The sequence below is a fragment of the Luteolibacter sp. genome, assembly GCF_058122085.1.
The window spans coordinates 25,711-37,371 of sequence record NZ_JBIKBQ010000021.1 but is presented as its reverse complement, the minus strand read 5'-3'; the positions used below and the strand labels follow the sequence as shown (position 1 = coordinate 37,371).

The 11,661-nt window shown below is 63.9% G+C and carries 9 protein-coding genes and 2 pseudogenes; 1 reads left to right on the top strand and 10 read right to left on the bottom strand.

The window, feature by feature from the left end; genetic code table 11:
• Positions 1-43: 43 nt before the first annotated feature.
• From AC4DF4_RS04920 to AC4DF4_RS04885, 8 genes and pseudogenes are all read right to left on the bottom strand, one after another.
• Positions 44-337, bottom strand: coding sequence for a hypothetical protein (locus AC4DF4_RS04920; RefSeq protein WP_490046995.1), 294 nt, complete (start codon positions 335-337; stop codon positions 44-46).
• Between the two features lie 21 nt (positions 338-358).
• Positions 359-1,138 carry a DEAD/DEAH box helicase family protein gene (locus AC4DF4_RS04915; RefSeq protein ID WP_490046996.1) on the bottom strand — a complete coding sequence of 260 codons (780 nt, stop codon included), beginning with the start codon at positions 1,136-1,138 and terminating at the stop codon, positions 359-361.
• Positions 1,139-1,454: 316 nt separating this feature from the next.
• Positions 1,455-1,511, bottom strand: a pseudogene (locus AC4DF4_RS04910) (hypothetical protein); the annotation flags it as partial.
• Positions 1,512-1,556: 45 nt separating this feature from the next.
• Entirely contained in the window at positions 1,557-1,694 is a 138-nt protein-coding gene (locus tag AC4DF4_RS04905; RefSeq protein ID WP_490046994.1) for a hypothetical protein, read from the bottom strand.
• Positions 1,695-1,733: 39 nt separating this feature from the next.
• Positions 1,734-3,062 (bottom strand): Fic family protein, encoded by a 1,329-nt coding sequence (locus tag AC4DF4_RS04900; protein WP_490046993.1) that lies wholly within the window; start codon positions 3,060-3,062, stop codon positions 1,734-1,736.
• A 595-nt stretch (positions 3,063-3,657) separates the two neighbouring features.
• On the bottom strand, positions 3,658-6,762 hold the full coding sequence (locus tag AC4DF4_RS04895) for a DNA polymerase III subunit alpha (RefSeq protein ID WP_490046992.1): 3,105 nt from the start codon (positions 6,760-6,762) through the stop codon (positions 3,658-3,660).
• On the bottom strand, positions 6,759-8,237 hold the full coding sequence (locus tag AC4DF4_RS04890; protein WP_490046991.1) for a DNA polymerase Y family protein: 1,479 nt from the start codon (positions 8,235-8,237) through the stop codon (positions 6,759-6,761). Before AC4DF4_RS04890 ends, AC4DF4_RS04895 begins: the two co-directional genes overlap by 4 nt.
• A gap of 5 nt (positions 8,238-8,242) precedes the next feature.
• Positions 8,243-8,878, bottom strand: a complete 636-nt coding sequence (locus AC4DF4_RS04885; protein WP_490046990.1) for a hypothetical protein — start codon at positions 8,876-8,878, stop codon at positions 8,243-8,245.
• Positions 8,879-8,989: 111 nt separating this feature from the next.
• Here AC4DF4_RS04885 and AC4DF4_RS04880 point away from each other — a divergent pair, with 111 nt between their 5' ends.
• Positions 8,990-9,877, top strand: a complete 888-nt coding sequence (locus AC4DF4_RS04880) for a hypothetical protein (protein ID WP_490046997.1) — start codon at positions 8,990-8,992, stop codon at positions 9,875-9,877.
• Between the two features lie 180 nt (positions 9,878-10,057).
• On the opposite strand, the pseudogene AC4DF4_RS04875 reads toward AC4DF4_RS04880, so the two are convergent.
• Together AC4DF4_RS04875 and AC4DF4_RS04870 are read right to left on the bottom strand one after the other, a co-directional pair.
• A pseudogene (locus AC4DF4_RS04875) lies at positions 10,058-10,723 on the bottom strand (diiron oxygenase); the annotation flags it as partial.
• Positions 10,713-11,564, bottom strand: coding sequence for a fatty acid desaturase family protein (locus AC4DF4_RS04870; protein ID WP_490046989.1), 852 nt, complete (start codon positions 11,562-11,564; stop codon positions 10,713-10,715). The gene AC4DF4_RS04870 and the pseudogene AC4DF4_RS04875, both read right to left, overlap by 11 nt.
• Positions 11,565-11,661 lie beyond the last annotated feature (97 nt).

Sequence of the window (11,661 nt, the reverse complement as noted above, 5' to 3'; positions counted from 1 at the left end):
TGATCACCTATCTCTTTCCCGCGCCCCACCACACCAGCTTAGTTTAGCCCCTCCGTGGTCGAACTTTCGGGTCCGCCAAAGTGAGGCAGCGGGCGTTGGTGATGAGGGCACGCTCGGCTCGGGCGAACTCGCCGATGACTCGGGCGCGGGTGCCGGTGGGGGTTTTGCCGGAGACGTGGAAGGTTTCGAGTTTGCCGTATTTGCGGAACGATTTGCTGAAGGCGTCGTTGTGGGTCTTGAACAATTCCGCGCGCTGGATGCTGCCGTGGAAGGAGACGGCGTGTTGGATCGGGTATTTCTTCATCGCCTTGCGCAGGGCGATGAGGGACGCGAGCATGTCAGCCTCGATTTCCTCGTTCTACGGGCCTTTGTCGGGCCGGACAAAAGTGTTTTTCCGGATCAGTTCCGCGACTTCCTCGCGCGAGACGGCGATGCTGATGATCTTGTAATCGGATAGAATGGGCGGGTCGTATTCCATCGCCCGCTTGAACGAGAGCAGGTGGAAGGATTCGCCGTAGGTGGCGGGATCATCCATGCTGAGCACGGTGTCGCTCTGGCCCGCGTAACGCCGCTCGGTCGCGGTCATGAACAGGCGGCGGCGGATTGGCAGGTTCTTGTCATGCAGCAGGTGGGAGAAGAGCTTCTCGCCATCGCCGACGGTCTTGTGCGCCTCGTCCATGATGCCGAGATCGAAGCTGAACTTGGCGGCGCGCGCGGCCTTGGCGAGGGTCTCGCCGCTCTGATAGGTGGTGAAGACGACGGTGAGGCCGGGGTGTTTGCGTTTCAGCCAGGCGGCGATTTCCTTGGGATCGGTGAGGCAGGGCACGCCGAGGTCCTGGCGGAGGACGGCGTTGTCGTCGCGCTCGACGCGGCCGGCGGATTCGTCGCTGCACACGAAGATCCACTCGACTTCCTGTTGGTTCGCCTGGGTTTCGCGCAGCCAGACTTTGAGCGTCTGGCGGATGAGCGCGAGACTCGGCACGGCGATGACGATGCTGCGGGCGCCGAGTTCCCCGGCGATCCAATACGCGGTGAGGCTCTTGCCGCTGCCGCAGGGCATGATGAGTTTGCCGCGCGTGAATTTCTCGATGACGAAATGCCCGTGGCCGTCCTTCACCGCGCCCTTCTGGTGTGGCATGGGTTTGAGCGGCTTCAGCGGTGCTGGCTTGTGGGCGAGGTGGGTCCGCAGGCGTTTGAGAAAATCGGCATCGAGCGCCTGCCAGACATCCAGCGCGCAGAAACCGATGCGTTGCTGACCCTTGAGCACATGGGTGAAGCGCTCGGTGGTGGAGCAGACGACGCCGAAGGAAAATCCATGGCAGCCCCCGAAGGCGAGACCGGTGAAAGTGGATAGATCGCGCCAGGTCAGCGAGTGATCCGTTTCCTGGCGATACTTGCACTTGGACCGCCCAGAACTCGCCGTCGTGGGTCTCGGCGACGATGTCGATGCCTTGGTCGGTGGCGGGGAGCCTGAGTTTCCGGGCGATGGCTTGCGGGACTTCACCGCCCAGCCAGACGTGCTTGAGATTGCTGGCGTATTCCGGGTCCAGCTGGAGCTAGGCTTTGACGAGCTCTTCGAAGAGATCGCCTTTCTGTTTCTCCGGAAAATCCCGCCACTTGTTCTGGATGTCCTGCCATGAGGCGCAGCCTCGGATGGCACCTGTCAGGCCGGCGCTTTGGTTTGACTGCTTCATAGCTGATGGAGATCTACCAGTATAGAATCGATGTGACTATCACAAACCCAGTTTCCCCGCGAGATCCGGGGCCGGGCTGTAAACAAACGCCTTGCCGACCTTGTCGCGCTGGAGAAAGCCCTTCGCTTCGAGGGCCGCGATGTCGTTTTTCGCCGTCTGGTTGGAAGTGCCGTGGGACGTCTGGTGGCCGACCACGGTGTAAGCCGCGAACGGATGTTTGAGCGCATGTTTGAGCAGCGCGATCTGGCGGTGGTTGAACTCGCCACCCGCCCCGAGATTCCGGCGCAGGGACTCTGCTTCCTCCTGTTTGGTGCGGATGGATTCCTTGAGCGTGGCGATCGAAGCGCAGATGACCTCCAGCTGATGGAGGATGAAATAGTTCAGATCGCTGCCATCGGTTTCGGTGTGCAGGAAAGCCCGATAGTATTGCTTGGGCGCCTTGAGAATTTCATGGGAGATGGAGAAATACTCCGCTAGCCAGTAGTCGTTCCGGAGCATTGACCCGTAGAACAAAGCCCGCGCGGTCCGGCCGTTGCCATCCACAAACGGATGGTCATAGGCGATCCAGAAATGCAGCACGATGGAGCGGATCACGGGATGGAGAAAGCCCGTCATCCCGGCTTCGTTAGCGAACTCGCGAAGCTTCCCGATCCGCTCCGGCAGGGCGGATGCGTCCGGCGGCGTGTGGAACACCTCGCCGCTCTCCTCGTCCTCCACCCGCACGTCGTCGCCCGCGCCGCGGAGCTTTCCTTCATACGCCGCGTCCTTCAAGGTGCCCGCCGTCACTTCACGGTGAATGCGCAGGACCATCTCCGGAGTGAGCGGCTGCTCTTTCAACTCCGTGAGCAGTCGCATCGTGCGGTAGTTGTTCATCACCATCCGTTCGTGTTCGGTGGCTGGCGGGCGCTGGTTGCGGACCATTTCCCGGGCCTCCCACCGGGTGACGACCGCCCCCTCCAGCTGGCTCGACGTCAGCGCCTCCTCCATCAGCGAATCGAACTGATGGCGGCTCGCTTCCTCCCGCACCACGGCGCTCCCGGACGGCGCGGCCCCGCAGTGGAGGTCGATTTCCCGAAGCAGCCCGTAAGCCTTCGGAGTCAGAAAAAAGGTGAACGGCTGCCCTTTCGTGTCCAGCAACGGCAGCGGCTGGGAACGCATCGCCCGCCCCATCCGGATCGCCGCCCACTGCTCTTCTTTCGTCAGGCCGTCCTTGTCCGCAGCACGGTAGCGGAAATCATCCCAGTGCAAATACCGGTCCGGCCTCAGGTTCTCCTGATGGCTGATTTCCATGAACGCGTCTCCCTTCCCCTGCTGGATCGCACGATCCATCAGCGGTTGCCAGGCAGGTGGCGATTGGGGGAATTTCATGATTTGCTCCTAAGCTTTGGAAAACTAGGAGCAAATTAGGAGCAAATGCCCCGAGTATCAATCCAATTCCTAATTTGGAAAAAATTAGGAGAATGCGGTGCCTCGCCGTTTTGCGGCACCTCACAGTTTTCTCTCCGGCCCTGACTTTGGATTTAGTGTGGGAAATTGCTTGAACTCATCTTCGATAAATGATGAATTAATGATCCTTGCGAAAGTTCCACGCCACGGCGTGCGGGCGGAAGCAGGGAAAACAAGATCCCGTGATTCACGGCAAACGCAGCCCCCCAGTGCTTGCCGTGAGCGGGTGATCTCCCCCCGAAAAATCTCCCCCCAAAGACCAGTCGGCGGAGGTTGTGGGTTCCCCCTCCAACCTCCGCCGACTCGGCGGGCGGGGGAATCGGATTTCCGGATGAAAAAGGATTCATCCCTACGCGATCACGTCATGGTTTGTGGCCGGAAATGAGATACATCTTGGGTGTCGCCGCTGTCACATCTCCCCCCAAAGTGACGCGGACCACGACGCACTCCCCCCAAAACAAGTCGGCGGATGTTGTAGGTTCCCCCTTCAACATCCGCCGATGACGTTTTAAGGGCGTCAGTGGAAATCATGCGACCGCGCGGCGTGCTCCGGCTCGATCCCGGACAGCGCCTCGATGTGGAAGACATAGACAGTGGGCTGGTCGCCCTCGGAGCGCTGGAGAATGCCCTCCACCCGGAGAAACGGCTCGCTGGTGATCACGCCCCGCAGGCGGTGAAACGTGGTTTTCGGGACGAAGAGGTTGGCGATGCCGGTCTCGTCTTCGAGAGAAATGAAGCAATGTCCCTTGGCGGTGCCGGGCCGTTGGCGGCAGATCGCCATGCCGGCGACGGTGACGGGAATGCCGTGCGGGAGGTTTTGTAAATCGCTGGCGCGTAGAATGTCGCGAGTGCCATGATGTTCCCGCCAGAGAAACATCGGGTGCGGGCCGGTGCTGGCTCCTTGCGTGGCGAAGTCGGCCGACAAGCGCTCCGCCGCCGACATGACTGGAAGAATCCCGTGCCGGACCGGGCGGCGCGGCAGCAGCAGGTCGTCGTGCAAGGGCAGCTCGACTTGCCACAAAGCCTCGCGGCGGTGGTCGATTTCCGGCAGCCCGTTTAAAGCGCCGGCCTGGGCGAGCGCGCGCTTTTCCTTCGCGCCCGGCCGCACCCGCGCGAGGAAATCCTCCAGCGAGGAAAACGGTGATTTTTCCCTTTCGCCGATGATCCGGCCCCTGGTCGCAACGGACAAGCCTTTGATGCGGTGCAGGCCGAGGCGCAGGGTGGCGGCGTTTTCCACCTCCGTTAGCTCGCCGCTCCGGATACACGAAACCGGCCTGATGCGGATGCCGTGGCGTTGCGCGTCCTGCAGCAGCGTGTTGACCGAGTAGAAACCCATCGGCTGGTGGTTGACGAGCCCCGCGTAGAATTCCGCCGGGTGGTGGACCTTGAGCCAGCAGCTCGCGTAGGCGATGAGCGCGAAGGAAATGGCGTGGCTCTCCGGAAATCCGTAGAGCGCGAACGAGTCGATAGACGCGACGATTTTCTCCTGCACCTCGGCCGCGACTCCGCGCTCGCTCATCCGCAGGCGGAGCTTGGCGGTGACGTTTTCCATGCGGTCGTCGCTGCGCTTGAAGGCCATCGCCCGCCGGAGTTCGTCGGCCTCCGCGCCGCTGAATCCGGCCACCGCCATCGCCATCCGCAGCACTTGTTCCTGAAACAACGGGACGCCTAACGTGCGCGCCAGGATTTCCTCACAAGCGGGGTGGATGCAGTCGATTTTCTCGCGGCCGTTGCGCCGGTTCAGGTAGGGGTGGACGAGGTCGCCCACGATCGGGCCGGGCCGGATGATGGCGACCTGGATGGCGAGATCGTAAAACGTCCGAGGCCGCATGACCGGCAAGGTGGCCATCTGCGCGCGGCTCTCGACCTGGAAAGTGCCGATGGTGTCGGCGCGGGAAAGCATCTCGAAAACCGCCGGATCGTCCTTCGGGATCGCCGCCAGATCGAGCGGCTGGCCGAGGCGGGAGCGGATTTCCAAGGCGTGCTCGAGCGCGGCTAACATGCCGAGCCCGAGCAGGTCGATTTTCACCATCCCCATGTCCTCGCAGTCGTCCTTGTCCCACTGGACGACGGTGCGCCCCGGCATGGTGGCGGGTTGCAACGGCACCACCGCGTCGAGCCCGTGGTCGCAGACGATCATCCCGCCGGAGTGCTGGCCGAGGTGGCGCGGCATCCCGAGCACGGCATCATAGAGATGGCAAAGCGCCGGCAGCCGTGGATGCGACGGCGGCAAAATACCGGCGACGCGCTCCTCGAACGCCGCCTTTCCGCCCTCGGAAGAAGACGCGCTGCCGGAAAACCGCTCCGCCACCGAGGGCGGGAAACCCAGCACCTTGCTCATTTCCCGGAACGCGGATTTCGGCCGGTAGGTGATGACGTTGGCGGTCATCGCCGCGTTGCGCGCGCCGTATTTTTTGAAAACGTGCTGGATCACTTCCTCGCGCCGTCCGCCGGAGGGGAAGTCGATGTCGATGTCCGGCCAGCTCCGGCGGTTTTCGGATAGAAAGCGCTCGAACAACAGTCCGCTGCCGACGGGATCGACCGCGGTGATGCCCAGCGCGTAACAGACCACCGAGTTCGCCGCCGAGCCGCGGCCCTGGCAGAGGATGCCGCGGCCGCGGGCGAACTCGACGAGGTCGTGGACGATGAGGAAATAGCCGGGAAATCCCAAGCGGTGGATCATCGCCAGCTCGTGCTCCATCTGGTTTTTCACCCGCTCGCTGCAAATCCCGTAACGCCGCGAGGCGCCGGCGTAGGCGTGGCGGCGCAGAAGCGTCGTCTGCTCGGTGAGCGAAAGCGGGTTCCCCCGGCCGTCCGGGAAATCCGGGAAGCGGTAGTCGAGGTTTTCCAGGGTGAAGCCGATCCGGTCCGCGAGGCGCAGCGTGTTTCCAACAGCTTCTGGCAGGTCGGAAAACAGCGCCGCCATTTCACGCGGGGATTTCAAATGCCGCTCGCCGTTGGGCGCGAGCAGGCGGCCCGCCCGGTCGAGCGGCAGGTGGTGGCGGAGACAGGCGAAGGCGTCCGCCAGCCGGCGGTCGCCGCGCGTCGCGTGCAGCGGCGCGTTGCTGGCTAACAGCGGCAGCCGGAGATGGGCCGCCAGATCGACGAGCTCGCGGTTCAGCCGGCCGTCGTCCCGCAGGCCGTGGCGGTGAATTTCCACATAGACGTTGGCCCGGCCGAAAAGCCCGGTCAAGTGCTCGGCGGCGCGCAGCGCGCCCTGCCGGTCGTTGGCCAGCAAGGGACGGCAGAGCGGTCCGTCGCGGTCGCCGGTGAGGGCGAGCAGATGGTTTCCTGTTGCAGAAAACCCGTGATCTTCGCCCGGCAGCAGGTGGCGGTCCGTGAGATGCCGCGACAGCGCCCGATAGCCGTCGCGCGAGGCGCAAAGCACCGGAAAGCGCGTCCCGTCCGGCAGATCGAGCACGCTGCCGACCACCGCGCGGACGCCGCATTCCTTGGCCGCGTGGTGGGCGCGGGCGGAGCCGTAAAAGCCCGCGCGGTCGGTGATGGCGATGGTTTCGTAGCCGAGTTCCGCGGCGCGCCGGATCATGGTTTCCGGCTGGCTCGCGCCTAGCAGGAACGAGAAGGCGGAATGCGCGTGCAGCTCTGCGAACTCCGGTTTCATCGGTAAATCCCGTCGAGTGTCCAGCGGTCCGGCGTTTGGAAAACGAGCCGCAGCAGATGGCCGCCCGCCAGCTGGACGTCCCACTCCAGCCGCTGCCACGCTCCGGCCGGTTCCCACCACGCGCCGGACGCCGGGAAGGGGCCGCGGCGGCCGGTGATTTCGCCCGGATGCGGGCCGTTGAGCAGTGCCATCGGCCACGGCTGGCGGCCGCGCGATTCGTAGGCCACCGCGATTTCACGGGGCGGGCGGAACCGGTGCAAGGGCACCGGGCAGTCCGGCCGGGCTAACGGATTTGTGGGCGCCACCCGGTTTCCCGCCGCCGGGAGCAGGCTGAAGGCGTCCGGCGAAAACGACTCCGCCGGCACCGGGATGCCGACGCGTCCCGGGCCTAGCAGCGCTTCGAGTTTCGCCAGCGTTTCCGCCCAGCGTTCCGGCTGCGGCAGGTGCCGGCCGAACCATTCGCGCTGCGCCGCCGTGGCGAAGCTCGTCTCGGCATCGAGCTGCAATGCCGCCACCGCGGCGTCGGGCCGCAGCGATTCCAACAAGGTCTGCAGCGGTGCTAACATCCCCTCGACGGCGGTCTGCGGCTCGGGCAGCCGGATCCGCCGCGCCAGCTCGCCGCCGGATTCCAGGATGAGCCTGAAATCCAGCCGGCTCGCGGCCAGATGCCGTGACGCGAGCCGCCCGGCGAGGGTGTGCAGCAGCCGTTTGAGGGCGAAAACCACGGGCTCGAGCGAGACCACGGCGTCCTCGAAATCGAACGTCTGCGCGAAGGATTCCGGCGGCCGATGGAGGCACAGCAGGCGGCAGGATTTGCCGTGGAGAATGTCGTGCCATCTCCCCGGTTCCGGGCCAAGCCGCTCGACGAGGGCTTGCCGCGGCAGTTTTATGAAATCTCCCAGCGTCCGCAGCCCCCATAAATCCAGCAGCGCGAGCGCAGCGGGGTCTTGCGAGATCGAACCGAGCGCGCCGAGCGGCAACGGCGCGAGATCCGCGAGAGAAACGACGCGTCCCCGCGTCGCCTCGTGTCGGGCGGCCAGATCGGCGAGGTCGGGCGTGTCCGCGCGGGCGTGATGGACTTCCGCGCCAGCCAGCGACAAGCCGTTCAAGGCCGCGCACACCGGCGCCGTCCGACATGATAGATCGAGCGTCACCGAATCCGCCGCCGTCATCTCGACATCCGGCGTGAGCGACTCGCCGAGGAAGACGAGTTCGTCCCGCAAGGCGGTTTCCGCCGCCGGATCGCGCGGGATCACCCGCAGGTCCGGGCAGCGGACGAGCGCCCGGTTGAGCGGCCAGCCCGGCCCGATGCCCGCCCTGCGCGCGGCGCGGTTGATCGAAAGCAGCGGCAGTTTTTCCTGCGGATCACGCGCCCCCCGCACGGCGAGGATGGCGCAGGGGAAATCCCGCGCCGCGGGCTGGCTCCGCAAGGCGGCGGCGACCGGGAAATCCGGGAGATGGAGCGCGGCGAACATGGCGGTCAGGTGGCGCGGCGGATTTGCTCCGGGACGGCGTGCAGGCGCTCTAGCAACTCGCCGCGCGGGCGGTCGAAATCATGCAGCGAAAGCCCGGCGGAGAGCGACAGCCGCAGACTCGCGCACGGCACCAGCGGGAAGGCGGCCAGCACGACCAGCCGCCCGCCGGTGCGCTCGACCGCTTGTTTCAGCCGCCACCAGGCCGCCGCCGGAAGCGAGTTGAGATCGCGCCGCGCCACGCCGGTCGCATCCAGCAGCACGAACGGCAGGTTGCCGTCATGAACGAGCAAATCCGCCGCCTTGAGCATGTCCAGCGCCGAGCCGCAGCGGACCCATAACAGCTTCGAGCAAGCCGCGCCGGTGAAGGAACCGGGATCGAAGGCATCCGCGCCATCGACGAGCACCAGCTCCGGGTGCGGGCTTGTTTCCGCGGGCTCGCCAAGCAGCCCGGCCACCAGCAGGGCGACGCCCGCGCCGGGTCCCGCAGGCACGACTTCCGAGATGGCTCCGAGGGGAAAAGCCTCGGCGCGGAAAGGCTTTCCCCGCGGTGCGGGCGACACCGGCTCCGGCCGCAAGCCATGGGCTTGCGGGAACTTGTCGCGCAATTGCTGTCGTAAAATCTCCACTGCCGGCAAGGCCATGGCGGGACCCTAAGGGCATTTTTTTAATGTTCAAGCGAACACTTTAAGGTCCGCGTTTCCGGGCTCGGAGTTCTCGAAATTGCGAATGGCCCCGGGGAGAACTCTCCGGACTTGCTGCCCGCGATGCATGACAAAACATCGCTGAAAAGTGATCCCCGGCCGTGGTTCGCGCTGCTGCTCGGCACCTACGTCGTCTGTGGCCTGGCATTTCTCGGTTTCGGGCGGACGCCGTGGCAGGTCGCGCTGACGGTGAGCACCGCCGTCGTTGCGGATTTCCTGCTCGATCGGCTGCTGCGCAAGCGGGGCGGATTTCCGTGGAGCGGACTGATCACTGGCTGCGGTCTTTCGCTGTTGCTTGATTGTGGGTCGAGCACTTGGTTGCCGATGCTGCCGCCTTTGTTAGCGATCGGCTCGAAGCATTTGTTCACGGTCAATGGCCGGCACGCCTATAACCCGGCCTTGTTCGGACTGATCGCGAGCATGGCGCTCGGCGGCGGTCTGGTCTCGCCGGCGCCGGCCTATCAATGGGGCGGCACCTGGGCGATCGCGTTGTTTCTGGCGGGATTGGCGATGGTGGTGTTCATGCCGCGGATCGGCCGCAGTTGGATGGTCGGATCATTTCTGGTTTTCTATCTCATGCAAACCGGGTTGCGCGCCTGGGTGATGCGGCATCACGTGCCGCCCGAGGCGATCTGGCTCGGCACGCTCAGCGCGCCTGCGTTTTTCTTGTTCACTTTCTACATGCTGACCGATCCGGCGACTTCGCCGGTCGGCCGTCGGGCGCAGATCGGCATTGCGGCGGCGATTTCGGTGATCGATCTCGGGTTTCATTTCCGCCAAAGTTATTACACGTTGTTTTATGCCGCGTTCACCGTGCAGACGGCGCGTTTCGTATGGGCCTGGTTGAAATGCCGGACGGTGCTTGATTTCAAATCGCTCACTGCCCGCACCGCGCTGGCGGTCGTTCTGGTGTCGGCCGATGTTTTTAAACTCCGGTAGTTCATCGAACAACGCGAAAGCGCGCGGCGTGATTTCCCGGCTGTAAAGGCTGGCATGATAATCGCGCGATGTTGCAAGCGCTCCCAACTCGCGATGGAGATCCTTCCCTAGCCGCGCGAGTTCGGGGAACTCATCGAGCAAGGCCTGCAAGACCGCCTTGCCCGCCCGCTTCGGCGCGGTGAAAAACTCCGCCATCATCACGCCGAAAATCCGCGTTTGCAGCCGGCGTTTCCACATTGGCATTGGCAGCCACACTTGCTCGACGAGTTTGATGTCCCAATGCACGTGATCCACTTCGTCCGCCATGTGTTTGCGGTGCAGCGCGACAAACTCGGGCTCCAGTCCGCTGTCCTTGGCCAAGCATTCCCGCGCCACCGAGATCGATCGTTCCTCCTGCAACAACATCAGCCAGATCCAGCAGGGAAAGGCGAAGGGACGGCGCGCGAACCAAGCCGTCACCGCCCGCATCCGCGCATCGGCCGGGATGAAGACATAGGTCCCCTCGTCCAGTGAAAAGCGGTCCGGATCGCCCCGCCGGTTTATCTCGCGGAACCAGCTTGAATGTCGCCGCTCCTCGGCCTCGAAGCGCTGCAAATCCTCCGCGAGTTCCTCGCCGATCCGGTCCGGGCGTTGGTAAAGCGCAGGCAGCACGTTGGTCGCCAGCAGTTCCTCGAAAAACACCGTTTGCTCGTTTAGATAGAGTGCGTAGAGTTGCGTGTAGCGGAGTTGGTGGCGTGTTTTTAACGATTTCCAAGAAGGCGCGTGCGCCAGAGTCGTCAACCGGGCCGGAAGGAACGGCCGGGAAAAATCGATTGCCGGACGGGTGGTGGCGGCTTCAGCGGGCATGGGAAACGGGCGGGCGGCGCAAGCGTTCGATGAGCAAGCCGAGGAAAGTCCGGTGATCCAGCGCCGGATTCATTCGCGGCACCACCTGGCGACGGTGGAAGTCCGGCAGCAGGCTCCAGTGCAGCGACGGGCGAAGGTGATGCGCGGTATGGAAGCCGTTGTTGAGCAGAATCCAGTTCGCCACCACGCCCGTGACATTCCGCGAGTGATCGTATTCCGATGCGGTGTCGCAGTCCTGGAGTTGCAACAGGTTTATCCCCACCAGCGTCAGCTGCGCTCCTAGCCACGGCAGTATTAGAAACAGCAGGGTCGCCTGCCAATCGACAATTGCTAACAAAATTAGTGCGGCGTAAAAAACCGAGCGCTCCAACACCGCCTGCCGGTAAAGCCGAGGTCGCGAGATTTTCCATTTTGCCAGATCGTTTGATTTCTCGCGGACCATCGCCACCACCGATCGAAATGGGAACACCAACAGGTTGACGAAATTCCAGCGCGAGCCGACCAAGCTGGTGCGGACGAAATCGTGTTCGGAATCCGGGTTCCCGTGATGCCGTTCGTTGTGTGCCGTGATGATCCCGGTCGGCGGCTGCCCGGAGCCGAACATCAGGAAGACCTGGAAAACGCGGTTCCAGAAACGCCCGTGAAACACCGGTTGGTGCATGTGGTTGTGGGCGATGATGCAGCACACGAAGGCCATCAGACAAGAAGCCGCCATCGCCAGGGGATTCCGCAGCAAGCGGCTCCACGAGCCGCCCAGCAACACCAAGGCCACCACCACGAACACAAGCGTCCGCAAGTCCGCGAGATGGCGGAGCTTGGGAAATAGCCGGTAGAGCTTCATGGGCGCACCCGCATTCCACGCCAGCCAGGGCTACCGATCAAACCTTATCCAAAGTCCTCCCCGCCCTGGGCGGAATTGAGTTCCAACGAAAACAAAT

What these genes read in the sequence shown, in the direction of transcription:
- AC4DF4_RS04920 (WP_490046995.1), bottom strand. Translation starts at nt 337, where the DNA reads ATGCTCGCGTCCCTCATCGCCCTGCGCAAGGCGATGAAGAAATACCCG.
- AC4DF4_RS04915 (WP_490046996.1), bottom strand. Translation starts at nt 1,138, where the DNA reads ATGCCACACCAGAAGGGCGCGGTGAAGGACGGCCACGGGCATTTCGTC.
- AC4DF4_RS04905 (WP_490046994.1), bottom strand. Translation starts at nt 1,694, where the DNA reads ATGAAGCAGTCAAACCAAAGCGCCGGCCTGACAGGTGCCATCCGAGGC.
- AC4DF4_RS04900 (WP_490046993.1), bottom strand. Translation starts at nt 3,062, where the DNA reads ATGAAATTCCCCCAATCGCCACCTGCCTGGCAACCGCTGATGGATCGT.
- AC4DF4_RS04895 (WP_490046992.1), bottom strand. Translation starts at nt 6,762, where the DNA reads ATGAAACCGGAGTTCGCAGAGCTGCACGCGCATTCCGCCTTCTCGTTC.
- AC4DF4_RS04890 (WP_490046991.1), bottom strand. Translation starts at nt 8,237, where the DNA reads ATGTTCGCCGCGCTCCATCTCCCGGATTTCCCGGTCGCCGCCGCCTTG.
- AC4DF4_RS04885 (WP_490046990.1), bottom strand. Translation starts at nt 8,878, where the DNA reads ATGGCCTTGCCGGCAGTGGAGATTTTACGACAGCAATTGCGCGACAAG.
- AC4DF4_RS04870 (WP_490046989.1), bottom strand. Translation starts at nt 11,564, where the DNA reads ATGAAGCTCTACCGGCTATTTCCCAAGCTCCGCCATCTCGCGGACTTG.